The 25,705-nt window shown below is 65.9% G+C and carries 24 protein-coding genes and 1 tRNA gene; 13 read left to right on the top strand and 12 right to left on the bottom strand.

The genetic code is table 11. The features are described from left to right. Positions 1–28 precede the first annotated feature (28 nt). The 4 genes from ACVWW6_RS29645 to ACVWW6_RS29630 form a co-directional block, all read right to left on the bottom strand. On the bottom strand, positions 29–955 hold the full coding sequence (locus ACVWW6_RS29645; RefSeq protein WP_304565117.1) for a dihydrodipicolinate synthase family protein: 927 nt from the start codon (positions 953–955) through the stop codon (positions 29–31). 74 nt (positions 956–1,029) lie between these two features. Further along, complete coding sequence (locus tag ACVWW6_RS29640; protein WP_456681829.1) at positions 1,030–2,013, bottom strand: TRAP transporter substrate-binding protein; 984 nt, start codon at positions 2,011–2,013, stop codon at positions 1,030–1,032. Positions 2,014–2,036: 23 nt separating this feature from the next. Then, positions 2,037–3,302 carry a TRAP transporter large permease gene (locus tag ACVWW6_RS29635; RefSeq protein WP_011087197.1) on the bottom strand — a complete coding sequence of 422 codons (1,266 nt, stop codon included), beginning with the start codon at positions 3,300–3,302 and terminating at the stop codon, positions 2,037–2,039. Beyond that, complete coding sequence (locus ACVWW6_RS29630) at positions 3,302–3,910, bottom strand: TRAP transporter small permease (RefSeq protein ID WP_271557924.1); 609 nt, start codon at positions 3,908–3,910, stop codon at positions 3,302–3,304. Before ACVWW6_RS29630 ends, ACVWW6_RS29635 begins: the two co-directional genes overlap by 1 nt. A gap of 232 nt (positions 3,911–4,142) precedes the next feature. Here ACVWW6_RS29630 and ACVWW6_RS29625 point away from each other — a divergent pair, with 232 nt between their 5' ends. Further along, positions 4,143–4,835: a GntR family transcriptional regulator gene (locus ACVWW6_RS29625; RefSeq protein ID WP_271557478.1), complete on the top strand. Its 693-nt coding sequence runs from the start codon at positions 4,143–4,145 to the stop codon at positions 4,833–4,835. Between the two features lie 99 nt (positions 4,836–4,934). Here the strand turns inward: ACVWW6_RS29625 and ACVWW6_RS29620 are convergent, their stop codons facing one another. Genes ACVWW6_RS29620 through ACVWW6_RS29610 form a run of 3 tightly spaced genes read right to left on the bottom strand, consistent with a single transcriptional unit; the run spans position 4,935 to position 7,863 of the window. Beyond that, positions 4,935–6,293 carry a TRAP transporter large permease gene (locus tag ACVWW6_RS29620; RefSeq protein WP_011087200.1) on the bottom strand — a complete coding sequence of 453 codons (1,359 nt, stop codon included), beginning with the start codon at positions 6,291–6,293 and terminating at the stop codon, positions 4,935–4,937. Continuing rightward, the gene (locus tag ACVWW6_RS29615; protein ID WP_060912279.1) at positions 6,290–6,844 is read right to left on the bottom strand and encodes a TRAP transporter small permease; all 555 of its coding nucleotides are present in this window, start codon (positions 6,842–6,844) and stop codon (positions 6,290–6,292) included. Before ACVWW6_RS29615 ends, ACVWW6_RS29620 begins: the two co-directional genes overlap by 4 nt. Beyond that, complete coding sequence (locus ACVWW6_RS29610) at positions 6,841–7,863, bottom strand: TRAP transporter substrate-binding protein (protein WP_456681828.1); 1,023 nt, start codon at positions 7,861–7,863, stop codon at positions 6,841–6,843. Before ACVWW6_RS29610 ends, ACVWW6_RS29615 begins: the two co-directional genes overlap by 4 nt. Before the next feature lie 311 nt (positions 7,864–8,174). On the opposite strand from ACVWW6_RS29610, the gene ACVWW6_RS29605 reads away from it, so the two are divergent. Then, entirely contained in the window at positions 8,175–8,429 is a 255-nt protein-coding gene (locus ACVWW6_RS29605; protein ID WP_028171344.1) for a pentapeptide MXKDX repeat protein, read from the top strand. A 125-nt stretch (positions 8,430–8,554) separates the two neighbouring features. Here the strand turns inward: ACVWW6_RS29605 and ACVWW6_RS29600 are convergent, their stop codons facing one another. After that, on the bottom strand, positions 8,555–8,902 hold the full coding sequence (locus ACVWW6_RS29600) for a DUF6481 family protein (RefSeq protein ID WP_028171345.1): 348 nt from the start codon (positions 8,900–8,902) through the stop codon (positions 8,555–8,557). 261 nt (positions 8,903–9,163) lie between these two features. Between ACVWW6_RS29600 and ACVWW6_RS29595 the strand changes: the two genes are divergently transcribed. The 3 genes from ACVWW6_RS29595 (at position 9,164) to ACVWW6_RS29585 (ending at position 10,661) form a co-directional block, all read left to right on the top strand. After that, on the top strand, positions 9,164–9,400 hold the full coding sequence (locus ACVWW6_RS29595) for a hypothetical protein (RefSeq protein ID WP_028171346.1): 237 nt from the start codon (positions 9,164–9,166) through the stop codon (positions 9,398–9,400). Positions 9,401–9,473: 73 nt separating this feature from the next. Then, positions 9,474–9,704, top strand: coding sequence for a membrane protein (locus tag ACVWW6_RS29590; protein WP_456681827.1), 231 nt, complete (start codon positions 9,474–9,476; stop codon positions 9,702–9,704). Positions 9,705–9,887: 183 nt separating this feature from the next. Continuing rightward, the gene (locus ACVWW6_RS29585; RefSeq protein ID WP_456681826.1) at positions 9,888–10,661 is read left to right on the top strand and encodes a hypothetical protein; all 774 of its coding nucleotides are present in this window, start codon (positions 9,888–9,890) and stop codon (positions 10,659–10,661) included. Positions 10,662–10,769: 108 nt separating this feature from the next. Here ACVWW6_RS29585 and ACVWW6_RS29580 read toward each other — a convergent pair whose 3' ends face one another. After that, a complete protein-coding gene (locus ACVWW6_RS29580) occupies positions 10,770–10,931 on the bottom strand; it encodes a hypothetical protein (RefSeq protein ID WP_011087208.1) in 162 nt (53 codons plus the stop codon). A 295-nt stretch (positions 10,932–11,226) separates the two neighbouring features. Between ACVWW6_RS29580 and ACVWW6_RS29575 the strand changes: the two genes are divergently transcribed. Then, on the top strand, positions 11,227–11,379 hold the full coding sequence (locus ACVWW6_RS29575; protein ID WP_165448158.1) for a hypothetical protein: 153 nt from the start codon (positions 11,227–11,229) through the stop codon (positions 11,377–11,379). 60 nt (positions 11,380–11,439) lie between these two features. Here the strand turns inward: ACVWW6_RS29575 and ACVWW6_RS29570 are convergent, their stop codons facing one another. Both ACVWW6_RS29570 and ACVWW6_RS29565 read right to left on the bottom strand, forming a co-directional pair. Continuing rightward, positions 11,440–11,706 (bottom strand): hypothetical protein, encoded by a 267-nt coding sequence (locus tag ACVWW6_RS29570; protein ID WP_456681825.1) that lies wholly within the window; start codon positions 11,704–11,706, stop codon positions 11,440–11,442. A 221-nt stretch (positions 11,707–11,927) separates the two neighbouring features. Continuing rightward, positions 11,928–12,004: transfer RNA gene (locus ACVWW6_RS29565), tRNA-Arg, on the bottom strand. Positions 12,005–12,420: 416 nt separating this feature from the next. Between ACVWW6_RS29565 and ACVWW6_RS29560 the strand changes: the two genes are divergently transcribed. The 7 genes from ACVWW6_RS29560 to ACVWW6_RS29530 all read left to right on the top strand — a co-directional run bounded on the left by ACVWW6_RS29560 (position 12,421) and on the right by ACVWW6_RS29530 (position 24,041). Continuing rightward, the gene (locus tag ACVWW6_RS29560) at positions 12,421–17,625 is read left to right on the top strand and encodes an alpha-2-macroglobulin family protein (protein ID WP_456681824.1); all 5,205 of its coding nucleotides are present in this window, start codon (positions 12,421–12,423) and stop codon (positions 17,623–17,625) included. A gap of 137 nt (positions 17,626–17,762) precedes the next feature. Beyond that, entirely contained in the window at positions 17,763–19,823 is a 2,061-nt protein-coding gene (gene pbpC / locus ACVWW6_RS29555) for a penicillin-binding protein 1C (protein WP_456681823.1), read from the top strand. 50 nt (positions 19,824–19,873) lie between these two features. Then, the gene (locus ACVWW6_RS29550; protein ID WP_028174101.1) at positions 19,874–21,616 is read left to right on the top strand and encodes an ArnT family glycosyltransferase; all 1,743 of its coding nucleotides are present in this window, start codon (positions 19,874–19,876) and stop codon (positions 21,614–21,616) included. A 1-nt stretch (position 21,617) separates the two neighbouring features. After that, complete coding sequence (locus ACVWW6_RS29545; RefSeq protein ID WP_304553245.1) at positions 21,618–22,463, top strand: phosphatase PAP2 family protein; 846 nt, start codon at positions 21,618–21,620, stop codon at positions 22,461–22,463. Positions 22,464–22,528: 65 nt separating this feature from the next. Beyond that, positions 22,529–23,269 (top strand): glycosyltransferase family 2 protein, encoded by a 741-nt coding sequence (locus ACVWW6_RS29540; RefSeq protein WP_404522383.1) that lies wholly within the window; start codon positions 22,529–22,531, stop codon positions 23,267–23,269. Next, positions 23,262–23,576: a lipid-A-disaccharide synthase N-terminal domain-containing protein gene (locus ACVWW6_RS29535; protein ID WP_011087215.1), complete on the top strand. Its 315-nt coding sequence runs from the start codon at positions 23,262–23,264 to the stop codon at positions 23,574–23,576. Before ACVWW6_RS29540 ends, ACVWW6_RS29535 begins: the two co-directional genes overlap by 8 nt. A 24-nt stretch (positions 23,577–23,600) precedes the next feature. Then, positions 23,601–24,041, top strand: a complete 441-nt coding sequence (locus tag ACVWW6_RS29530) for a DUF3592 domain-containing protein (protein WP_028174099.1) — start codon at positions 23,601–23,603, stop codon at positions 24,039–24,041. Here the strand turns inward: ACVWW6_RS29530 and ACVWW6_RS29525 are convergent. Further along, positions 24,012–25,703, bottom strand: coding sequence for a Na/Pi cotransporter family protein (locus ACVWW6_RS29525; protein ID WP_028174098.1), 1,692 nt, complete (start codon positions 25,701–25,703; stop codon positions 24,012–24,014). The genes ACVWW6_RS29530 and ACVWW6_RS29525 overlap by 30 nt on opposite strands. Between the last annotated feature and the right edge of the window lie 2 nt (positions 25,704–25,705).

The raw sequence follows: 25,705 nt of genomic DNA, 5'->3' as shown, positions 1-25,705 counted from the left end.
CGCTTTGCCCACCCTACGAAATACGCTGTCAGGCCGCCTTCAGCCCGACATCCGGCAAACGCGGCCGGCTCTTGAGCGCCTTGACCATCATGGCCTCGACCTCGGCCTTCTCCTGCGGCAGCAGCGCGAGGCGCGGCGGACGGGTCAGCGCGGTGCCGCGGCCCATGATGTGCTCGCACAGCTTGATGCACTGGACGAGGTCCGGGCGCGCGTCGAGATGCAAGAGCGGCATGAACCATTCGTAGAGCGGCATCGCCTCGGCATAGCGTCCCGCCTTGGCCAGGCGAAACAGCGTCTCGCCCTCGCGCGGGAAGGCGTTCGACATGCCGGAGACCCAGCCCACGGCGCCCATGGCGACGCTCTCGACGATAACGTCGTCGAGGCCTGCGAACAGCACGAAGCGGTCGCCGACCATGTTCCTTGTGTCGATGAAGCGCCTTGTGTCGCCGGAGGAATCCTTGAAGCAGACGACCGTCTCGACGTCGGCAAGCGAGGCGAGGATGTCCGGGGTGACGTCGTTCTTGTAGATCGGCGGGTTGTTGTAGAGCATCACGGGAAGGTCCGTCGCGGTGGCGACGGCGCGGAAATGCGCTGCGGTCTCGTGCGGCTTCGACGAATAGACCAGGGCCGGCATCACCATGACGCCGTCGATGCCGACGCGCGCGGCTTCCTTCGCCGTCTCGACCGCGAAAGCCGTGGTGAACTCGGCGATGCCGCACAGCACGGGCACGCGCCCGGCCGCGACGGATTTCGCCGTCTCCATGATCGCGACCTTCTCCTTGCGCTCCAGCGACGTGTTCTCGCCGACGGAGCCGCAGACGATCAGGCCGGAGACGCCGTCGCGGATCAGTCCGTCCATGACCTTTGCGGTCGCGTCGATGTCGAGCGAGAGATCGTCGTGGAATTGCGTGGTGACGGCCGGGAAGACGCCTTCCCAGGAAACGCGGCGGCTCATGGTCTTACTCCAAGTAAATTTCGCCGGCGGGGGGCTGGGGCCGCCGGCTGTGGTGAAGAGGATGGCGGGCGGGATCAGAGCGTAGCGCCGACCTTGCGCAATTCGGCGAGGACCGGAGCCTTGGGCAGCCAGATCTTGTCGAACTCGGCAATGACCGCCTCGGTGTCGCCGGCCGGCACCTGGCGGATCGGGATCGGCGCGTTCTTGAAATTCTCGATCAGCGCGGGTTCGTTGCCGGCGAGCTCGTCGATCTGCGCGTCCAGCGTCGTCTTGATCGTCTTGGCGATCAGCTCACGGTCGGCGGCCGGCAGCGACTGCCAGACCCGGCCCGAGACCACTGCGGCCATCGGCATGAAGACGGCGTTCATCTGGAGGATCACCTTCGAGACCTTGTCGAAGCGCTGGTTCCAGGAAAATTCGAGATCGGCCTCGAGGCCGTCGACCTGGCCGTTGGCCATCGCGTCGAACACCTGCGGCGTCGGGATCGGCGTCGGCGCCGCGCCGAGCGAGGAATAGAAATCGCGATAGACCGGCGTCGGGTTGATGCGCAGCTTCATGCCCTTGATGTCGGCGAGCGAATTCAGGTCCCTGGAGGAGAACACTGCGCGCATGCCGGTGATGCCCCAGCCGAGCCCGATCGTGCCGGTCTCCTGCGGCAGCACGTCGAACAGCTTCACCGCCGCGGGATGCCGCACGAATTTCGCGACCGCCGGCGTCGAGCGGACGATGTAGGGCGCATTGATCGCGGCGATGTGCGGGACGCGCGAGCCGAGCTCGGCGGCCTGGATGAAGCCCATGTCGAGCGCGCCGGACTGCAATTGCTGCATCATCGCGGGCTCGTTGCCGAGCTGGCCGGAGTGGAACACGGTCAGCGTCAGCCGACCGTTGGTGGCGGCCTTGAGCTCGTCGCCGAACTTGAGTGCGGCCTTGTTCCAGGAATGGCCGTTCGGCGTGATCAGGCCGAGGCGGAATTCCTTGGCCTGGGCGAGCGCCAGCGACGGCGCGAACACCGATGCGGCGGCGCTGGCGGCGAGAAAGCGGCGACGTGAAAGCGGCATGATCGGGCTCCTTTTGGACGGGCCTATTTGACGAGGATCAGCGAGAGCGAGGGGAAGAGCGAGAGCAGCACCAGCAGGACGCAGGAGATGACGAAGAAGGGCAGCGTCACCATGAACATCTTGCCGGGCTTGGCGCCGGTGACGGCGGCCGCGACGAAGAAGCAGAGCCCGACCGGCGGCGACAACAGGCCGAGCACCAGGTTGATCACCACGACGACGCCGAAATGCCGGGGGTCGATGTGATAGACGTCGGTTGCGACCGGCAGCAGGATCGGCACCGTCATGATCAGGCCGGGAATGCCGTCGATCACGGTGCCGATCACCAGCAGGATGACGTTGCAGATCAGCATGAAGCTGATCGGGTCCTTGGCGGCCGACTGGATCCAGCCGGCGGTCTCCTGCGGCACCTTGCCGAAGATCAGGACCCAGGAGAACACCGCGGCGGCGGCGACGAGGAACAGCACGATGGCCGAATAGATGGCACTGCGCAGCATCATCTGCGGCAGCTGGGAGAACTCGAACTCTTTGGTCCAGTATTTTCCCACCAGCGCCGCGGCGACGGCGCCGACGGCTGCGGATTCCGTTGCGTTGGCGAGGCCGCCGAGGATGGTGCCGACGATGACGATCGGGATCAGCAGGGTGGGCGACGTCCGCAGGATCGTCATGACGCGCTGGCGCGGCGTCTGATAGTCGGCGCGGGGATAATTGTAGATGTATCCCATCAGCGCGATGACGAGGCAGAACATCACGGTCAGGATGACGCCCGGCACGATTCCGGCGATCAGCATGTCGCTGACCGAGACCTGCGCGAGCACGCTGTAGACCACGAACATCACCGAGGGCGGGATGATCGGCCCGAGCATGCCGCCATAGGCGGTGAGGCCCGCCGCAAAAGTCTTATCGTAGCCCTTCTTCTCCATCTCCGGCACCATGATCTGGGCCATGATCGCGACCTGCGCGGTCGCAGATCCCAGGATCGAGGAGATGAACATGTTGGCGAGGATGTTGACGTAGGCGAGCCCGCCCTTCAGCGAGCCGACGAAGGCCATCGCCATGTCGACGATGCGGCGGGTGATGCCGCCGCCGTTCATGATCTCGCCGATCAGGATGAAGAGCGGAATGGCGATCAGGCCGTAGCTGTCGACGCCGCCGAACAGCTGGAGCGGATAGGACTGGAACAGCACCGGATTGCCGGATGCGGCGATGTAGACGAGGCCGGCGAGGCACAGGCAGAGCCCGATCGGCACGCCGACCAGCATGATCGCGACGAAGGCGGCAGACGTGATCATCAGTTGACCCCGTCGAGCTCGGAGAGCTGGAAGCCCCTCAGCGGCGTGCGCGGGACCAGCTCGAGATCTTCAAGTAGATTGGCGAGGCCGTGAATGGTCATCGACACCGCGAAGATCGGCAGCGTCAAATAGAGCACCCAGGTCGGCCAGTTCAGCGTCTGGGTGTGCTCGGTGTAGAGGAAGTTGAAGGTTTCGGCCGCGAGCTTGCGCCCGTCGAAGCCGGCGCGTGCGAGCCCGATCGGGTCCATCCAGAGCACGCAGGTGACGATCAGGGCGATGCCGAACACGACGACGAGACCTGTCGAGATCACTTTGGCGATCTTCTGGTGCTGCGGCGAAAGACGCTCCGTCAGCATCGTGACGGCGAAGTCCAGCCGCAACCGCGTCATGGCGGAGGCGCCGATGAAGGTCAGCCAGACCACGCAATAGACCGCGGATTCATCGATCCAGTAGATCGGGAAATGCGAGTAGCGGGTGACCACGTTCACCAGGATCAGTGCGGTGAGCAGGTACATCAGGCCCATCAGCGCCAGACGCTCGAAGGCCAGCAGCGCGCTCGACGCCCTGATCACAATCCGCCGGGCGCTGAGCGCGCCCGTATCCGGCATCGTCCCTTCGATCATCAAAGGCCCCAATCCCCCGTCAGAATTCTCGTGCCAAGGCAAAATGTATAATTTATACATTTTGGGTGTCAAACGGAGATTGCGGTCATTTCGGCGGCAGGACGCGCTTTTGCTGGGCACCTGCTTTTGTGGGGGGCTGGCTTTTGCTGGCGCCCTCAACATGCAAGAGAGGGACCGCTTTCTGCCGGACGAGTCGCGAAGAAAGACGGAAGGTCAGATGAAACAGCCTCTGAAGCATCGCACGTTATCGGCTGCGATCGTCGACCAGCTCCGGCAGGCGATCCTCGACGGCACCTATCCGGCGGGATCGCAATTGCGCCAGGATGCGCTTGGCGATGCCTACGGCGTCAGCCGCATTCCGGTGCGCGAGGCGCTGTTCCAGCTCGAGGCCGAAGGGCTGGTGCGCATCGTTCCGCAGAAGGGCGCCATCGTCTCGGAACTGTCACTGGACGAGATCAACGACGTGTTCGACCTCCGCCGCATCCTGGAGCCGCGCTTGCTGGCGCAGTCGGCGCCGCGCTTCACCGCGGAGGATTTCGCGGGGCTCGACGACATCCACAAGAGTTTCGAGAAGGCGATCAAGGCGCGCAACGTCAGCGAATGGGGCCAGCTCAACGCCGACTTCCACATGGCGCTCTACGTCCACGCCCCGCAGCCGCGCACGCGCGCGATCGTGCTGTCGCTGCTCCAGACCAGCGACCGCTACACGCGCCTGCAGCTCTCCAACACCAAGGCGATGGGGACGGCCGAGAAAGAGCACGCCCACCTGATCGCGCTCTGCCGCGCGCAGAAGGTCGATGAGGCCTGCCGGTTTTTGGAGCGGCACATCGAGGCCGTGCGAAAGGATCTGTTGCAGGTCGTGGCCGGCAGCACGATCGCGCCGAAGTCACGGCGGAAGGAGAAATCGTAGGGTGGGCAAAGGCGCATAGCGCCGTGCCCACCGTCTAGGCGTCGTACATTCTGGTGGGCACGCTACGCTTTGCCCACCCTACGGAAGTTGCGATTGCCGCTACCTGCTCCCGTCCGGCCCCATCACGAGATCCGGCAGCGCGGTCGATATCCCCGGCACGAAGCACAGCAGCAGCACCGCAAGCATCATCAGCAGCACGAAGGGCAGGGTGCCCCAGATCACCTCGCTGAGGGGAATATCGGGCGCGACGTTGCGGATGACGAAGATGTTCAATCCCACAGGTGGGTGGATCAGCCCCATCTCCATCACGATGGTCATGACCACGCCGAACCAGATGATGTCGAAGTTCGCGGCGCGTAAGGGCGGCAGGATGATCGGCGCGGTCATCAGGATGATCGAGACCGGCGGCAGGAAGAAGCCGAGCACGACGACCATGACGAGGATCGCGAACAACAGGCCCCAGCGCGGCAGATGCATCGCGACAACGGATTCGGCGACCGATTGCGAGATGTGCAGATAGCTCATCACGTAGGAATAGAGCAGCGACATGCCGATGATCATCATCAGCATGGTCGATTCCCGGATCGTCGACTTCATGATCGGCGCAAGGTCGCTCGGCCGCCACACGCTGTAGATCGCGGCGATCAGCCCCAGCGCGAGGAGCCCGCCGAGGCCGGCGGTCTCCGACGGCGTGGCATAACCGCCATAGAGCGCAATCATGACGCCGGTGAGCAGCAGCACGAAGGGTATTACGCGCGGCAGCACGCTGAAACGCTCGGCCAGCGTGTACTCGTCGCGGGCGAGAATTGCGGCTTCCGGTCCGCCTTTCCTGTAGATGGCCTCAGCGGCGGCATATTCCCGGCGGAAACGGATCACGGCATAGGTGCCGAACAGGGACACCAGCAGCAGGCCCGGCCCGATGCCGGCGAGGAAGAGACGCCCGAGTGACTTTTCCGCCGCGACCGCGAACAGGATCATGGTGATCGAGGGCGGCAGCAGGATGCCGAGCGTGCCGCCGGCGGCGATAATGCCCGCGGCAAAGCCGCCGGAATAGCCGCGCTTGCGCATCTCGGGGATGCCGGCCGAGCCGATTGCCGAGCAGGTCGCTGGGCTCGAGCCCGCCATCGCCGCGAATAGCGCGCAGGCGAACACGTTGGCGACGCCGAGCCCGCCGGGGACGCGATGCAGCCAGGCATGCAGGGCCAAATAGAGATCCTGGCCGGCACGCGACTTGCCGATCGCCGCGCCCTTCAGGATGAAGAGCGGGATCGACAGCAGCGTGATCGAGGCCATTTCCTCGTAGACGTTCTGCGTCACCGTATCGAGGGAGGCCGACGGCATGTAGATGCCCATGAACACGACCGCGACCGCGCCAAGTGCGAAGGCGATCGGCATGCCCGAGAACATCACGACCAGCGTCGCAATCGCGTAAGCTAGGCCAATACCGAAAACGCTCATGGACGCCTGGCTCCTGCGAAAGGCAGCGCAAGCTGCACGAGAATCTGGACGCAGAGCAGGCTCATGCCGAGCGCCATCAGCGAATAGGGAATGGCGAGTGGCGGCGACCACATCGAGTTCGAGACTTGGCCGTCGACATAGGCCTCATGGGCCAGCGTCCAGGACTTCCAGGTGAAGAAGGCGCAGAACATGAATGTCGCGGCATCGACCAGCCAGAGCCTGATCCGGTTCGCCAGCGGCGAGAGCAGGCCGACGAAAGCCTCGATGCCGATATGACCGCGGTTCTGCTGCACATAGGCGGCCGTCATGAAGGTCGCGCCGACCAGCAGGAACACGGCGGCCTCGTCCTGCCAGTAATTGGCGGCCTTGAACAAGGCGCGGCTCAGCACGCTGTAGCTCAGGATGGCGCAGGCCGCGACCAGCGCGATCGCCGCGAACACGACGATGATGCTGTTGAGGATGGCGAGACCGCGATCGATCGCCGCCGCAAGGCCGGTCCTTGCGGCAGCGTTGGCCTGGTCGTCACGATCCGGAAGCGGACCGTGGCTCATGCCGCGACGTCGGTGGCGAGCTTGAGCAGGTTCGCGGCGGTCGCGGTCTTGGCGCCGTAATCCTTCCACGCGGTGTCGCGGGCGATGTCGCGCCACTTTCCGACGGTCGCGGCATCGAGCACCGAGACCTTGGCGCCGGCCTTCTCGTAGACCTTTGCGACCTCGACGTCGTCGTCCTGCGCGCCCTTGCGGCCGAAGACTTCGAGCTCGGCGCCGACCGCGAGCAGCACGTCCTGCTGGTTCTTCGGCAGCTTGTCGAAGATCGCCTTCGACATCATCAAGGGCTCGAGCATGAACCAGTAGGAGGCGCCCGCGCCCGAGGTCAGCGACTTCGCGACCTCTTCGAGCCGGAACGAGATCAGGCTGGTGGAGGAGGTGAGAGCGGCGTCGCAGGCGCCGGTCTGCATCGCCGCGTAGATTTCGTTCGAAGGCACCGACAGCACCGAGGCGCCGGCGGTCTGGAGCACCATGTCCATCTCGCGCGAGCCGCCGCGCACCTTCATGCCTTTGGCGTCTTCAGGCGCGACGATAGGCTTGGAGCGGCTGGCGAGGCCGCCGGCCTGCCACACCCAGGTGAGCAGGATGATGCCCTTGTCGGCGAGGAAGTCGGAGAGCGCCTTGCCGACCGGCTCCTTCTTCCAGCGCATGCCCTGGTCGTAGGTGGTGACGAGGCCCGGCATCAGGCCGATATTGGTCTCCGGCAATTCGCCGCCGGCGTAAGGCATCGGATAGAGCGAGATATCGAGCGCGCCCTTGCGCATCGCGGAGAACTGCGCGTTGGTCTTGATCAGCGAGGAGTTCGGATAGATCTCAGCGGCAATGTCGCCATTGCTGCGCTTGGCGACTTCGGCGGCGAACATGCGGCAGAGCCGGTCGCGGAAATCGCCCTTGTCGATGGTGCCGCCCGGGAATTGGTGCGAGATCTTCAGCGTGGTCGCGGCATGCGCGGTGCCAGTGCCGAAGCGGAGAATGGCGGGTGCCGCGACGGCGGTCGCGAGCAGTTGGCGGCGCGTGAGCATGGTGTGATTCCCTTGGACGGTTCTTGTTTGGTGTGATTTGGGTCAGGCCTTGTGAGACCGGTGCCTGGGCCCATCCTAGCCGGTCTTTCGCCCGATGTTCTCTCATCTGATAGTTCGAGACCGAATGCCGCGGCAAGTGCCGGCCGTGCTGCGCTGCACACTTCTGGTCCTCCTAGGCCAGGCGGAACGAGGGACGGCGGCGGCGCGCAGAAATTTATCAGCGACCGCGTAACAACGCCGCGTGGCAATCCGTCGAGATTGAATAGCGGCGTCCGTCGCTGACAAACACCATCTCGAAGGGAAGACCAATCATGACCATTCGCACCCGCATCGCGCTCGGCGTCTCGGTTGCCGCTCTCTCGCTTGGCCTCGCGCTGTCGCCGGCCGCCTTTGCCCAAGACAAGATGGGCGACAAGATGGGCAAGGAGGACGGCATGATGAAGAAGGACACCATGTCCAAGGACGGCATGAAGAAGGATGCCATGACCAAGGACGACGGCATGAAGAAGGATCACATGTCGAAGGACGGGATGAAGAAAGACGACGGGATGATGAAGAAGAACTGATCTTCCATCGTCGCGGGAGGCGTTTGCGCAAGGCAGACGCGCGCTCTCGAAAGTCCGGAGCGGTCCCGTGGACCGCCCCGGAGCGATGTCTCAGCGCAAGTTCAACTGAATGTGACTTGTGAACGTTACTTGCGCTTGGCCTTGCGGGCGGCGTAACGGGCGTCGCGCTTGGCCTTCTGTTCGGCCTCGAGCGCAGCCGCTTGGGCGGCCGCTTCCTCGGCCTCACGCGCAAGTCGCGCAGCTTCCGCGGCCTTGGCTTCTTCCTCAAGGCGCTTCTGCTCGGCCTTTTCCGCCTCGCGCGCAGCCTTTGCCTCGGCGCGCTTGGCCGCGAGCGCCTCACGCTCGGCACGCTTCGCCGCAACCGACGGATCATCCGGTCCCGGTTGGGATTTGAATTTGTTCAAAAGATTTTTGCGGGCGTCCTGCGCCGCCTTTTGCCGGTCTGCGAAACCTGGTTCCCTGAATCCACTCATCGACGAGCCTTGTCTTCCTCGCTTTCGACCCTACATCACTGCGTGTTGGTACGTCGGCTGGGCATAGCAGGCGCCACGCGACGCAGATGCGTGTACATCGCCGCGCGTCGCAACGCCACCCAAATCGCAGCCGACCAGGTAGACGAAAATCGCCTCCCGACGATCCTCGTAGCCCGGAAAAACTGCCGAATTGTGATGTCCCTCATAAGGGAGCACGCGGAGCGGCGCCTAGCGTCCGCGCCAACGAGACGGAGCACGGGCATGATGATCTTCCGATTGAGCCTGAAGGCGCTCGCAATCACCGTCGCTGTCGCCGCCTTGGCCGGCGCCGCGTTCCTGCTCGCCCGTCCGCAGCCGATCGAAAGTGCCGTCCTGGGCGCCGACTGGGAGTGCAGCCAGACCGCGTTCGTGCTCACGACTTGCGCACCACGCGTCCGTGAGGCGATCCCCGCGGTCGAAACCTCGCGCAAGGATGCGATCCGGGCGACCCGAGGCTGAACCGGAACTGATTGCGATGTGACGCGACGCCGCAGAGGTGTTAAAGCTGGCTCGCCCAAGTGATCAGCCGGTCATGACCACTCCCGAGTCTCAGCCCAAGCCCGAACCGGGTGACCGGCCCAAATCCCCGCCAAGACCTCAATCCGGTGACAACCGCCGCGGCGCGGTCGCCGGCCTGATTATCGCGATAGTGATCCTCGGGGTCGGCTGGTGGCTGGCCCGCGATCTCACCGCCGCCAGCAAGATGCAGGACTGCCTGATGTCGGGGCGAAGCAATTGCAACGTGATCGAGCCGGCCCGCTAGAAGGCCTCCAATGCTGTCCTCTGCAGCTCTTTGGGCCGAAAAATCGCCGTGATCTTAATCATTTGTAACGGGACTTAGCCGATCAGGCAGGTCAGTCATGTCAGCCGGCATCAGCCCAGCGCGCGGCGAATCGTCTATCGCGCTGGGACCACGGCAATCGAAAGTGTAGGGGGGCAAGCACGCATGAGTGCGTCCAGCAGCAAGAAGATCATCATTCCCTTGGTTTCGGCCATGTCTTTGCTCGCGCTCTCGGCGCAGGCGCAGGAAGCCAGGCCACCGAGGGACGCCGGCCAATTTCCGGCAGCGCCAGCTCCGGGCTTACCGTCCCAGAACAATCAGAACATGCGCAAGGGCCCCCCGCCGCAGCAGGCGGCCCGGCCTGCGCCGCAGCCCGGCGGCCAGCCCCATGCGGGCCCCGGGGCCGGTCCGCACAATGCGGGCGGCCCGCCGCCCGGACGTAACTACGCCAGGGGGCCCGCACCGGCGCGCGACTGGGGCGGACACGCCTATCGCGGCCACGTCGCCTGGGATGGCGGGCGCTGGCGCCACGAGGTCCACAACGGCCGCTCCGGCTGGTGGTGGGATGTCGGCGGCGTCTGGTACTATTATCCGCAGCGGATGGCCGGTCCGCCCGGCTATATCTCGGAGGAATATTACGACGACGTGCCGGTGGCTTACGCCCCGCCGCCGGTTGCCTACGAACCGCCGCCTCCGCCGCCGCCGGCTGATCCCGGCGCAAGCGCGCTTGGCGGCGCCATCGTCGGCGGCGTGCTCGGCGGTCTGATCTCGGGCAACGCGTCGGGCGCGGCCGCGGGCGCCGTGATCGGCGGCGCCACCGGCGCGATCGCCGGTGCTACGGCTGCCTCGCGTCCCGGCTACTACCTGGCCGAGGGCAATTGCTACTACCGCTATCCGAGCGGCCAGTATGTGCAGGCCGATCCTCGCGCGTGTTACTGAGGGTCCAGGCAGCTCTGAAATGAAGAGGCGGGCGAAAGCCCGCTTCTTTTTTGTCCGGGTTTGTCGTCTTGGCTTGGCGCCGCGGCGGAACGACTGATTGCCGCGCGCCTACGACACCAGCCAGGTCATGAACGCCATGAGGCCCCAGACCAGGCCCGCGATCCAGGCCAGCATCACGATGCCGATGGTCGCAAGAAAGGTGACGCCGAACGCGTCGGACCTTTTTCGCGGTGTGGGGACGTGAGCCTCAGCTGCTGCTTCTCGTGTCATGACCGCAAGACCACCCGTGCCTTCTCCCGTCTTTGGGAGCGCTGAGATGTTCTAGCCGAGACGCCGGGCGCAGGCTGTGACGCAATTCACATCCGTCCGAATGACGCCGAGTCTCACGGGTTCGTGCGGTATGGGCGTCGCACGGTCGCCGTGGGGCGCGTTAAAACCGCGGGTGCAGTTTCATATGATGCACAATTTAAGCGTGTTGAAATCGCTCACGACAACGCTGATTATCCGCAATCATACGGACGAAATTGCCATGCACTTGTCCAGATCGGACGGCTAGAATCCGCCCATGTGTAACAAGTACGATCCACAGCACGAAGCCGAGGCGGCAATGAAGCGCGCCGCGGCATCAGAAGGCCCGGACCGGCAGAGACTCATCGAGCTCGCCATTGCCTGGCATCAGCTGGCACGCGACCGGCGCGACGATGAACCGACGGAATAGTCGGATCAAGCCGACGACTGCCGGCCGAATCCTTGAGCCTGCGATCCACCGCAAGCGACGTTACACGCCGCGATCGATTCCTGCCGGTTTCGACCCGTGCTCGTAATCCTGGATGCATGGTCGATCCGCCGAACGGCGATTCTGGTCGCTCCCGCCCGCCAGCGAACGAACGGCGAAGGCCAGCTGATGCTGGCTCGCCGCGACGTTCATAATGGAAGCTTGTGCCGCCGCGAGGTGTCTTGCGATCGCGCCGGAGTTCAAGTCCACGCCCGCATCGATCGCCAGAAACGACATTGCGCCTACGGCAATTCCGGACGCGACAGCCATTCTTGTCCAATCAGATGACGGCATCACAAAACCTTCGACACCATTCCTGCATGCCGGATAGGTAGGATTCTCTCGTCGCCTGGACAGGCCTGCGCACGCTTTGTTGAAGTGCGCTGGATCTGCAAATCACGCCGCCACGGAGATCGCGGGCCGGGGTAATTTCTGGCTCTCGTCGGCTCGGCTCAGCCCGAACGAAGCCAATCCGCTCGGAGAGTTAAGACTGGCGATCCCAGCAGGACTCGAACCTGCAACCCGCGGAGTAGAAATCCGCTACTCTATCCAGTTGAGCTATGGGACCGTCTTGAGGCCGCTCTTGAGCCGGCCTCGGCTACCGTCTGCCGGTCTTCTATCACGCCAAATATGAAAAATCCGCACGTCCGCCAAGCCTGAACCGAACCGTTTTCCTCAATGGCGCGACAAAACGGAACGGTGGGGTGTCAGGGTGCCGGGTTGAGCGGCGGCGGACCGGACGATGGATCACATCGCCGGGAACGCTGAACAGCTTCCGGGACACGGCCGCCGGTCGACCGGCTAGATATTGCTGCGCCATTAGGACGGCGTGCGCGGCGATATCTTGATCGGTCTCCTCTGGGCCTGCCTTGTCATGGCGAATGCGACGTTTTGCACCTCTGGTTCCATCGCCTTGAGTCCGTCACCTTTCCACGCATTTCATGCGACAAGCGGCGTTCGTCCGCGATTTCCGGGAGTCCATCCATGATCGGTCTTGTTCGCGCCGTCACAATCTGCGCCGCGCTGGCGCTCGGCCTTTCGGCTGCGCAAGCCGCCGACAAGGCTTTCAAACGCGACGATCTCGCCGATTCCGCGATCAAGCTCGAGGCCCAGATCAAGAGCGAGGCGGGACCGGTCGCCAAGACCAACGCGACGCTGCGCACGGATGCTGACGCCGCCTTCCGGCGCAATGATTACCGTGCCGGCCTGTCGGTGCTCGGCCAGATTGCGGCCACGACGCCTGACGATGCCGGCAACTGGCTGCGGCTTGCCAAGGTGATCTTCCAGATCTGGCCGAAGAACTCGAGCGAGCAGACGTTCCTTTTGGAGCGCGCCTCGACCGCGGCCTACATCGCCTATCAGCGCGCCGGCAATCCGGGCGAGGAGGCCGACGCGCTCGCCGTGCTCGGCAAGTCGCTGGCCGAACGCAAGCTGTGGCGGCCGGCGCTGGACGCGCTGCGGCTGTCGCTCGACATGCGCGAGGTCGCCGACGTCCGCGGCCAATACGAGAAGATGCGCGACGAGCACGGCTTCCGCCTGCTCGACTATACCGTCGATTCGGATTCGGCCAGTCCGCGCGCCTGCTTCCAGTTCTCGGAGGAACTCGCCAAGCGCACCGACTTTGCGCCGTTCCTCGCGCTTGCGGGCCAGGACAAGCCGGCGCTGTCGGCCGAAGGCAAGCAGCTCTGCGTCGACGGCCTGAAGCACGGCGAGCGCTACAACATCAATCTGCGCGCCGGCCTGCCGTCCACGGTGAAGGAGGGGCTGCCGAAATCGGCCGAGTTCAACGTCTATGTGCGCGACCGCAAGCCCTTCGTGCGCTTCACCAGCCGCGCCTATGTGCTGCCCAGGACCGGCCAGCGCGGCATTCCCGTGGTCAGCGTCAACACGCCCGCGGTCAACATCAACGTCTTCCGGATCGGCGACCGCAACCTGATCAACACGGTGGTCGACAGCGACTTCCAGAAGACGCTGTCCAAGTATCAGCTCAGCGATCTCGGCGACGAGCGCGGCGTGAAAGTCTGGACCGGCGAGCTCGCGACCGCGATGACGCTGAACCAGGACGTCACCACGGCATTCCCCGTTGACCAGGCACTGGGCGAGCTCCAGCCGGGCGTCTATGTGATGACCGCCGCGGCCAAGGGCCCGGGCTCGGACGACGAGTACCAGCTCGCCACGCAATGGTTCATCGTCTCCGATCTCGGCGTGTCGGCCTATTCCGGCAACGACGGCATCCACGTGTTCATCAACTCGCTGGCCTCGACCGAGCCGGTCGGCAAAGCCGAGGTGCGACTGGTCGCGCGCAACAACGAGATCCTGGCCACCCGCAAGACCGACGATTCCGGTCATGTGCTGTTCGAGGCCGGCCTTGCGCGCGGCGAGGGCGGCCTGTCGCCGGCGATGCTGACGGTGACGGGCGAGAAGGCCGACTATGCCTTCTTGAGCCTGAAGACCTCGGCCTTCGACCTCAGTGACCGTGGCGTGGCGGGCCGCGCGGTGCCTGTTGGCGCCGATGCCTTCGTCTATGCCGAGCGCGGCGTCTACCGCTCCAGCGAGACCGTCTATCTCACCGCGCTCTTGCGCGACGGGCAGGGCAATGCCGTCACCGGCGGGCCGATGACCCTGGTGGTCGAGCGCCCTGACGGCGTCGAATACCGCCGCGCCGTACTGTCCGACCAGGGCGCCGGCGGCCGCACGCTGTCCGTGCCGCTCAACTCGGCTGTGCCGACCGGGACCTGGCGAGTGCGCGCCTTCACCGATCCGAAGGGCTCGTCGGTCGGCGAAACCACCTTCATGGTCGAGGACTATGTCCCCGACCGGATCGAATTCGAATTGTCTGCCAAGGACAAGCTGATCAAAGCTAACGCTCCAGTGGAGCTTAAGGCCGACGGTCATTTCCTCTACGGCGCACCCGCCTCGGGTCTCCAGCTCGAAGGCGACATGCTGATCGCGCCCGCTTCGGAACGTCCGGGTTTTGCCGGCTACCAGTTCGGCGTCGCCGACGAGGAGACCACCTCGAACGAGCGCACGCCGCTTGAGAACCTGCCCGAGGCCGACGCCAACGGCGTTGCCACCTTCCCGGTGACGCTGGACAAGCAGCCGGCCTCGACCCGCCCGCAGGAGGCGCAGATCTTCGTCCGCATGGTTGAGACCGGCGGCCGCGCCGTCGAGCGCAAGCTGGTGCTGCCGGTCGCGCCCGCGAGCGCCCTGATCGGCGTCAAGCCGCTGTTCGGCGACAAGAACGTGGCCGAAGGCGACAAGGCCGAGTTCGACGTCGTGTTCGTCTCGCCCGAGGGCAAGACGTTGCCGCGTGACGGCCTGCGCTACGAGCTCCTGAAGATGGAGTCGCGCTACCAGTGGTATCGCCAGAACAATTACTGGGAGTATGAGCCGGTCAAGTCGACCTCGCGCGTCGCGGACGGCGACCTCACCATCGCCTCCGATAAGCCGTCGCGGGTCTCGCTGAGCCCGCGGCCCGGCCGCTACCGGCTCGACGTCAAGTCGAGCGACGCTGACGGGCCGGTGACCTCGGTGCAGTTCGACGTCGGCTGGTATTCCGACGGCAGCGCCGATACGCCGGACCTGCTGGAGACCTCGATCGACAAGCCGCAATATGCCTCCGGCGACACCATGACGGTGTCCGTCAACGTGCGCAGCGCCGGCAAGCTCACCGTCAACGTGCTCGGCGACCGCCTGCTGACGACGCAGACGATCGACGTCAAGGAAGGCACCGCGCAGGTGAAGCTCCCGGTCGGCAAGGACTGGGGCACCGGCGCCTATGTGGTGGCGACGCTGCGCCGTCCGCTCGATGCCGCCGCCCAGCGCATGCCGGGCCGCGCCATCGGCCTGAAATGGTTCGGCATCGACAAGCAGACCCGCACGCTGAGTGTGAAGCTGACGCCGCCGGCGCTGATCCGGCCGAACGCGATGCTGAAGATCCCGGTCAGGCTCGACGGGCTCAATCCGGGCGAGGACGCCAAGATCGTCATCGCCGCGGTCGATGTCGGCATCCTCAACCTCACCAATTACAAGCCGCCGGCGCCCGACGATTACTATCTCGGCCAGCGCCGCCTTTCCGCGGAGATCCGCGATCTCTACGGGCAACTCATCGACGGCATGTCGGGCACGCGCGGCCAGATCAAGTCCGGCGGCGATGCCGGCGCGGCCGAGCTCCAGGGCTCGCCGCCCGCGCAAAAGCCGCTCGCGCTCTATTCCGGCATCGTCACGGTTGGCGCTGACGGCACCGCCGAGGTGAGCTTCGACATTCCGGAGTTCGCCGGCACCGCACGTGTCATGGCGGTGGCGTGGACCGCGACCAAGCTCGGCCGCGCCAACACCGACGTCGTGATCCGCGATCCCGTCGTGCTGACCACGACCTTGCCGCGCTTTCTGCTCAATGGCGACCACGGCACGGTCAACCTCGAAATCGACAATGTCGAGGGCCAGGCCGGCGACTACGTCATCAACGTGAAGACCAGCGGCCCGGTGAAGATGACCGGCAATCCCGCGACCACGGTCAAGCTCGCCGCCAAGCAGCGCAACGCGTTCTCGCTTGCGCTCGATGCGACCGCGGCGGGACAGGCGACGCTCGACGTCGACATCAAGGGGCCGAACGGGCTTCCACTCGCACGCCACTATGCGTTCGACGTCAAGGCGGCGACGCAGGTGCTGGCGCGGCGTTCGATCCGGACGCTGGCGAAGGGCGAGAGCCTGACGCTGACCTCGGACATGTTCTCCGACCTCGTGCCGGGCACCGGCAGCGTCTCGGTCTCGGCGAGCCTGTCCACGGCGCTCGATGCGGCGACGATCCTGAAAGCGCTCGACCGCTATCCCTATGGCTGCTCGGAGCAGATCACGAGCCGCGCCATGCCGCTGCTCTATGTCAACGAGCTTGCGGCCGGCGCCCACCTCGCCATGGACACCGAGGTCGACCAGCGCATCCGCGACGCGATCGAGCGGCTCCTGGCGCGACAGGGCTCGAACGGCTCGTTCGGACTGTGGTCGGCCGGCGGCGACGACGCCTGGCTGGATGCGTACGTCACGGACTTCCTGACCCGGGCCCGCGAGAAGGGCTTTGCGGTGCCGGACGTGCTGTTCAAGAACGCGCTCGACCGCGTCCGCAACTCCGTCGTCAACGGCAATGAGCCGGAGAAGGACGGCGGCCGCGATCTCGCCTACGGCCTCTACGTGCTTGCACGGAACGGCGCGGCTCCAATCGGCGACCTCCGCTATCTCGCCGATACCAAGCTGAGCAACCTCGCGACGCCGATTGCGAAGTCGCAGCTCGCCGCGGCGCTCGCGCTGGTCGGCGACCGTAACCGCGCGGAGCGGGTCTATGGCGCTGCGCTCGACAGCCTCGCGCCCAAGCCGGTGCTGGAGTTCGGCCGCACCGATTACGGCTCGCAGCTTCGCGATGCGGCGGCGCTTGTCTCGCTTGCCAGCGAAGGCAACGCGCCGAGGGCGACGCTGACGCAGGCGGTGTCGCGGGTCGAGACCGCGCGCGGGCTGACGCCCTACACCTCCACGCAGGAGAACGCGTGGCTGGTGCTGGCGGCGCGGGCGCTCGCCAAGGAGAACCTGTCGATCGAGGTCGACGGCCAGCCGGTCAAGACCGCGCTCTATCGCAGCTACAAGGCGGACACGCTGAGCGGCAAGCCGCTGAAGATCACCAACACCGGCGATGCTCCGGTGCAGGCGGTGGTCTCGGTGTCGGGCTCGCCCGTCACGCCGGAGCCGGCGGCGTCCAACGGCTTCAAGATCGAGCGCAATTACTTCACGCTCGATGGCAAGTCCGCCGACATCAGCAAGGTCAAGCAGAACCAGCGCTTCGCGGTGGTGCTGAAGATCACCGAGGCCAAGCCTGAGTACGGCCACATCATGGTGTCCGACTATCTGCCGGCGGGCCTTGAGATCGACAATCCGAAGCTGGTCTCGTCCGGCGACAGCGGTACGCTGGACTGGATCGAGGACGGCGAGGAGCCCGAGGATACCGAGTTCCGCGACGACCGCTTCACGGCGGCCGTTGACCGGGCCTCGGACTCCAAGTCGGTCTTCACCGTCGCCTATGTTGTCCGCGCCGTTTCGCCGGGTAAATACGTATTGCCGCAGGCTTATGTCGAGGACATGTACAACCCCTCGCGCTACGGCCGGACGGGCACGGGGAACGTCGAGGTACGGGCGGCGAAGTGAGTGGAGCGCAGATGAGCGAAGCCAACCAAGTGTCTCGTCATTCCGGGATGGTCCGAAGGACCAGACCCGGAATCTCGAGATTCCGGGTTCGGCTCTTCGAGCCGCCCCGGAGTGACGGAGAAGGAGGGCGCACCACCATGCGCATCCTTTCCGTCCTCGCCTTCACACTCATCCTCGCCATCACCGCCTTCGTCGCGTGGGTCTACTCGCTCGGCCCGCTCCCGCTCGACGAAGCGCGGCAGGTCTCCACCACGATCGTAGATCGCAACGGCAAGCTGCTGCGGGCCTACGCCATGGCTGACGGCCGCTGGCGGCTTCCGGTCGACGCCAGGACGAATGTCGATCCGATCTATCTCAAGCTGCTGCTCGCCTATGAGGACCAGCGCTTCTACGCCCATGACGGCATCGATCCGCTGGCGCTGGGGCGCGCCGCGCTGCAGTTCTCGACGCGCGGCCACATCGTGTCCGGGGGCTCGACCATCACCATGCAGCTGGCACGGCTGATCGAGCCGCGGCGGCAGCGCTCGCTCTATGCGAAGCTGCGGCAGATGGTCCGCGCGATCGAGATCGAGCGGACCCTCGGCAAGAGCGAAATCCTCGACCTCTATCTCGCGCTGGCGCCTTATGGCGGCAATCTCGAAGGCATCCGCGCCGCCTCGATCGCCTATCTCGGCAAGGAGCCGAAGCGGCTCTCGCTGGCTGAAGCCGCATTGCTGGTGGCGCTGCCGCAATCGCCGGAGACGCGCCGGCTCGACCGCTATCCCGATGCGGCGCTCAAGGCTCGCGACCGCGTGCTCGACCGCATGGTCGAGGAGCACGTGGTCAGCCTCGATGACGCAAAGCAGGCCAAGGCCGTGCCGGTGCCGAAGCTGCGCAAGCCGATGCCGGTCCTGGCGCCGCATGCGTCCGACACCGCGCTTGCGACGGTCAAGGATGCGCCCGTCATCAAGCTGACGCTGGACGCCAATCTTCAGAAGGTGCTGGAACCGCTGGCGCGCGACCGCGCGGTTGCGCTCGGTGCGAACATCTCGGTCGGCATCATCGTGGTCGACAACGAGAGCGGCGACGTGCTCGCGCGCGTCGGCTCGGCTGATTATTTCGACGAGAGCCGGGCAGGGCAGGTCGACATGACGCGCGCCATCCGCTCGCCAGGTTCGACGCTCAAGCCCTTCATCTACGGCCTCGCCTTCGAGGACGGCTTCGTCCATCCCGACAGCCTGATCGACGACCGGCCTGTCCGCTTCGGCTCTTACGCGCCGGAAAATTTCGACATGACGTTCCAGGGCACCGTGCCGGTGAAGAAGGCGCTGCAATTGTCGCTGAATGTGCCGGCGATCGTGCTGCTCGACCGCGTCGGCGCGAGCCGGCTGGCGTCGCGGCTGCGGCAGGCCGGCGGCAATCTCATCCTGCCCAAGGACGAAGCGCCAGGGCTTGCCATGGGGCTCGGCGGCGTCGGCGTGACGCTTCAGGACCTTGCGCAGCTCTATGCCGGGTTTGCCCGCCTTGGAACCACCAAGCCGCTGCGCGAGGTCGTGGCTGCCAGAGACGACCGCGAGCCGCTGCGGCTGCTCGATCAGGTCGCGGCCTGGCAGGTCGGCAACGTGCTGCTGGGCACGCCACCGCCGGAAAACGCCGCCCACAACCGGATCGCCTTCAAGACCGGCACATCCTACGGCTATCGCGACGCCTGGTCGGTCGGCTTCGATGGCCGCATGACCATCGGCGTCTGGGTCGGTCGGCCCGATGGAGCGCCGGTTCCCGGCCTGATCGGCCGTGTCGCCGCCGCGCCCATCCTGTTCGACGCCTTCGCCCGGACCGGTAAGACGCTGGCCCCGCTGCCGAAGCCGCCCAAGGGAACCCTGGTCGCCAGCAACGCCAAGCTGCCGCTGCCCTTGAAACGGTTCCGCCCGGTCGGGGAACTGGTGCGGACCGGCAGCGAGCAGGCGCTGCACATCCAGTTCCCGCTGAACGGCTCGCGGATCGACGTCGATCGGTCGGGTGGCTCCGAGGCCGCAGCCATGCCGGTTAAGGTCGCCGGCGGCGTTCTGCCCATGACCGTCATGGTTAATGGCACGGCGCTCGGCGAGATCGACGGGCGCCGCCAGCGCCTGATTGATCCGCCCGGTCCGGGCTTTGCGCGGCTCACTGTGATCGATGCCACTGGCGCCGCGGACACAGTTGTCATTCGAATTCAATGACCCGGCCTTAAGCGGTTGTCGGAATGACGGTTTCAGCGTAAGCGGAACCAATGGCCGAGACCTACCCAAGCCCCCGTTTTGGAGCCCCCCGCGAGCCGAAATCGCCCGTCAATCCGGGTAGCCGGCTGGTGTCGATGCTCGATGTCGTCACGGCTAGCCACGCCCGCGCGGTGGCCTTTCTGGTGCTGTGCGCGCTGCTGCTGTTCCTGCCGGGCTTCTTCACGATCCCGCCTGTCGACCGCGACGAGGCGCGCTTTGCGCAGGCCACCAAGCAGATGGTCGAGAGCGGCGACTATGTCGACATCCGCTTCCAGGAGGACGTCCGCTACAAGAAGCCGGTCGGCATCTACTGGCTGCAATCCGCGGCGGTTGAAACCGCCGCGGCGCTCAAGCTGCCGAAGGCCGAGTTGCGGATCTGGGTCTACCGGCTGCCGTCGCTGCTAGGGGCGATCGGCGCCGTGCTCATGACCTATTGGGCTGCGCTCGGCTTCGTCACGCGGCGCGGTGCGGTGCTCGCGGCGCTCTTGATGTGCGCCTCGGTGCTGCTCGGCGTCGAGGCGCGGCTCGCCAAGACCGATGCGATGCTGCTGTTCTGCGTGACCGCCGCGATGGGCGCGATGGCGCGGGCCTATCTGTCGTGGCAGCGCGCCGAGGACGAGACGCATCCGCCCTGGAGCTGGCCCGCGATCTTCTGGACCGCGCTCGCCGTCGGGATCCTGATCAAGGGGCCGCTGATCCTGATGTTCGCCGGCCTGACCATCGTCGCACTGGCGATCCAGGACCGCGATGCCTCCTGGCTGTGGAAGCTGCGCCCGCTCTGGGGCCTGATGTGGATGCTGGTGCTGGTGCTGCCCTGGTTCGTCGCGATCTTCTGGCGCGCGGGCGATGCCTTCTTCGCCGATTCCGTCGGCGGCGACATGCTGAGCAAGATCGGCGCGCAGGAATCCCATGGCGCGCCGCCCGGACTGTACCTCGCGCTGTTCTGGATCACCTTCTGGCCGGGCGCGCCGCTCGCGGCAATGGCGGCGCCTGCGGTGTGGCGGGCGCGGCGTGAGCCCGGTGCGCAATTTCTGCTGGCCTGGCTGGTCCCGTCCTGGATCGTGTTCGAGGCGGTGCTGACCAAGCTGCCGCATTACGTGCTGCCGCTGTACCCGGCGATCGCGATCCTGACCGTCGGCGCGCTGGAGCGGCGCGTGCTGTCGCGCTCCTGGCTGATGCGCGGCTCGGCCTGGTGGTTCGCGATCCCCGCGGCCGCCTCGATCATCGCTGTGGTCGGCGCGGTGATGCTGACGCGGCAGCCGGCTTTCGTGGCCTGGCCGTTTATCGCGGCGTCGCTGATCTTCGGCCTGTTCGCCTGGTGGCTGTTCGACACCAACCACGCCGAGCGCTCGGTGCTGAACGCGCTGGTCGCAGCCTTGATGCTTGCGGTCGTGGTCTACGGCATCGTGTTGCCGTCGCTGACGCCGGTGTTTCCGAGCATCGAGGTCGCGCGTGCTCTGCGCAACGTCACCTGCGTCGGGCCGAAGGCGGCCGCCGCCGGCTATCACGAGCCGAGCCTGGTGTTCCTGACGGGCACCCAGACGCTGCTCACCGACGGCTCGGGCGCGGCTGACTTCCTGCGGCAGGGCAGCTGCCGCTTCGCGCTGATCGAGCAGCGCTCGGAGCGCAGCTTCGTGCAGCGCGCCGAGGCGATCGGGCTGCGTTACAAGGTCGGCGCCCGCATCGACGGCTACAATTTCTCGCAAGGGCGCGCGATCTCGATCTCGATCTTCCGCTCGGAAGGCACCGAATAGGATGCCGGCCTCGACCAACATCGCGCCGCGGCCGAGCTATCCCGCGCAGTTTCTGACCGTGACGGGGCGTGCGCTGGCGCAGCTCGTGCGTTCGCCCTCGCATTCGCGCCGCGCCGCGGCCGCGCGAAAGCTGGCGCGCCATTCGCTATGGCTCAGCGCCGCGGGCGCGGCCCTGGTCATCGCGCTGATGCTGGCGTTCGACCTGACTGAGATCCAGTTGATGCCGGCGCGCGGCACGCCCGGCCTGTGGCCGATCCGCATCCTGACCGATTTCGGCAAGGACGAGTATGTGCTCTCGGCGCTGGCCGTCGCCCTCGTGGTCGTGGCGCTCGTTGCGGCCGGCCTTTACGGCACCCGCCGCGCGCTGCTGCTCGGCCTCGGTACGCGGCTCCAGTTCCTGTTTCTATCCGTTGCATTCTCGGTGTTGATCGCCGAGATCCTGAAATATCTCATTGGCCGCGGACGTCCGTTCGTCGGCGGCAAGGCCGACCCGTTCAACTTCATCCCGTTCGAGGGCAGCGGGGCCTATGCCAGCCTGCCATCCGGCCATGCGGTGACGGCGTTCGCGCTCGCTTTCGCGGTGTCCGCACTCTGGCCGCGGCTGCGCGTCTTCATGTTCACTTACGCAATCGTGATCCTGCTGACGCGCCTGGTGCTGCTCGCGCATCATCCGAGCGACGTCGTGGCCGGCGCCCTGGTCGGCATGGTCGGCGCCATGGCGGTCCGCTACTGGTTCGCGGCCCGTAGGCTCGGCTTCGCCATCCGCGCCGACGGCAGCATCTTGGCCATTCCAGGACCGGTCGGCGGCCGCCTCAAAAGGGTTGCCCGCGGGGCCTCCGCCCCATAAAAGCGGCTGCCTGCCGGGGCCGCCGGTTCCCCGAGGCGCAGGCCAATTCCAACCACGAGCCTCATTTGTCGACGTCCCAGCCTTCGGTTTCCATCGTCGTTCCCGTGCGCAACGAAGCCGACAACATCGCGCCCCTGATCGAGGAGATCACCGCGGCGCTCGACAGCCGCTGGGATTACGAGATCATCTACGTCAATGACGGTTCGACCGATACGACCGGCGAGCGGCTCAAGGCCATCATGGCGCAGCGGGGCAATCTGCGTCAGCTCCGACATGCAAAATCCGGTGGCCAGTCCGCTGCCGTGCGCAGCGGCGTGCGTGCCGCGCGCGGCGCGATCGTGGCCACGCTCGACGGCGACGGCCAGAACAATCCGGCATTCCTGCCGGACCTGATCGCGGCGGTCGAGAAGGGCGCCCATGTCGGGCTCGCCGCGGGCCAGCGCGTCGGACGCAAGGACACGGGCTTCAAGAAATTCCAGTCGCGCGTGGCGAACAAGGTCCGAAACAGCATCCTGAAGGACGGCACGCGCGACACCGGCTGCGGCCTGAAAGCATTCCGGCGCGAGGTCTTCCTCGCGATGCCCTATTTCGACGGGCTGCACCGTTTCCTGCCGGCACTGGTGCGGCGTGAAGGCTACGAGATCGCCTATGTCGACGTGATCGACCGGCCGCGCCGCTCCGGCGTGTCAAATTACGGTTTCTTCGACCGGCTATGGATCGGCATCATGGATCTGGCCGGCGTGTGGTGGCTGATCCGACGCAAGAAGCCGACGCCCGACGTGACCGAGGTGACACCTCATGACTAGCCTTCTCAACTATCTGCACGACGTCTTCGTCGTGAAATTCGACGCCTGGGTGATCCTGGGCTTCGTGGCGCAGGCGTTCTTCACCATGCGCTTCGTGGTGCAGTGGATCGCGTCCGAACGTGCGCGCAAGAGCGTCATGCCGGTCGCGTTCTGGTTCTTCTCGGTCGGCGGCGGTGCGCTGCTCCTGGTCTACGCGCTCTATCGCAAGGATCCCGTGTTCATCGCGGGCCAGGCGCTTGGCCTCGTCGTCTACCTCCGCAACGTCTATTTCATCATCATCAACGGCAAGCAGGTCTCGAGCGAATAGCTCGCTCTTGCGTGCCTCATCGGCATGAACAAGTTACAGGCCGTCCTGTTCACGTCAGTCTTTCTGGTCGGCCTGCTGTTACTCGGGCTCGGCCTGTTCGAGCTCGGCAGCACCGTCGCGTTCCTTGTGCGGGCCGAGCAGACCGAAGCGCGGTTCATGGGTGCCGTCGCGCGGACCGGCGGGAATCATGGCGGAACGTTTCTCTATCCGTCGTTTCAATTCACGACGATCGACGGGCGCTCGGTGACGCTCACGTCCTCGTCGGGCTCGACCGCCCAGCCTTATTCAGACCGCGAGCCGGTCAAGATTGCCTACGATCCCCGGCGGCCCGAGGACGCGCGGCTGCTGTCGTTCCTGACGCTGTGGATTGGGCCGGTCCTGCTTTGCGGCGCGGGCCTGCTGCTGGCAGGCGGCGCGGTTCTTGTTCGCGCCGGGCTAGCGCGGCAACGCCGAGGCCGCGCCTGAGGCGGGCAGGGCGGCCGTCTCGGTCTCGGTCCTGCGATACGGCTCGCCCGCGGCATCCAGCACGGGATAGGCGACCGAGCAGATGTGCGAATGGATGCGGCGCAGATCGCGCAGCACGTCGAGGTGCAGCGAGGTGGTCTCGATGGTCTCGGGGCGGCCCTCGCGCAGGCGGTCGAGATGGCGCTCGACGGCGGCAAGCTCGGTGTTCTTCAGCGTGGTCTTCTCCACCAGCAGCTTGCGCGCTTCATTCGCATCGCCCGACATGAACACGCCGAAGGCGATCCGCAGCGATTCCATCGTGCGCTTGTGGAAGGCGGCGAGCTCCTCGGAGCCCTCGGCCGAGAACTGGAAGCGGCGCTTGATCTTCTTGGTCGCAAGCTCGCTCAGGCTCTTGTCGATGATGTCGCCGATGTGTTCGAGGTTGATGGCGAAGGAGATGATCTCCATCGCGCGCCGCCCCTCGCTCTCGTCGAGGCTGCCCCGCATCAGTTTCGTCACGTACAGCTTGATGGCTTCATCCAGGCCGTCGACGACATTGTCCATCTTCGAGACCTGGTCGACCAGGGCGCGGTCGCCCGTCATCATCGCGGCCATGACCTTGCGCAGCATCACCTCGACGAAGTCGCCCATCCGCAGCGTTTCGCGGGCGGCGTCGGCGAGCGCCAGCGACGGCGTCTCCAGCGCGGTCTCGTCCAGATAGCGCGGGCGGGCCGGATCGGTGTCCTGGATGCGGTCGGGCAGGAGGCGGGTCAGCAGGCGCGACATGGTGTCGAGCAGGCCGATGAAGATGATGGCGGTGCCGACATTGAAGGCGATGTGGAAGGCGGCCGTCATCCTGGCGAGATCTGGCTGCCAGGCGTGCATGTGCTCCGCGATCACGCTCAGGAATGGCAGCACCAGTGCAATCCCGATCACGCGATTGACGAGATTGCCGACCGGCAGGCGGTAGCTCGCGGGATCGTCGCGCCTGGCCCCTTCGAACACGGGGTTGATGGCGCTGCCGAGATTGGCGCCGAGCACCAGAGCCAGGGCCGCGTAGGGCGTGATGAACTGCGAATAGGCCAGCGACATGATCAGCAGCACGCTGGCGACGCTCGAATGCACCGCCCAGGTGACGAGCGCCGCGATGACGATGCACAGGATGGGATCACCGGTGATCGCCGACATCACGACGCGCACGCCGGGTGCATTCTCGGCCGGCGCCAGCGTGTCGAGCAGGATGTGCAGCGACAGCAGCATCAATCCGAGGCCGATGCAGACGCGGCCGACGTCCTTGATCCGCGAGCGCGGTCCGGAGCGGAAGGCGACGAGGCCGAGCACGAACAGCACGGGCGCGACGGCAGCAATGTTGAACGACAGCACCTGCACGATCAGCGTCGTGCCGACGTTGGCCCCCAGCATGATGGCAAGCGCTGCGGCGAGGCTGACGAGGCCCTCGGCGGTGAACGAACTGGTGATCAGGGCTGTCGCGGTGCTGCTCTGGAGCAGCGCGGTGAGCCCGAGGCCGGCGGCGAACGCGCTGACGCGGTTGCCGAGCGCCTTGCCGAGCAGGCGGCGGAGGTCCGGGCCGAAGGCGCGCAGGATCCCGCTGTGGACCATGTGCAGTCCCCACAGCAACAGCGCCACGCCGCCCATCAGATCGAGCAGAACCAACGTTCCCATGC

Source organism: Bradyrhizobium sp. USDA 3311 (assembly GCF_054062495.1).
Note: the sequence above shows the minus strand (reverse complement) of the source record. Positions and strands in the feature narration are given on the sequence as shown.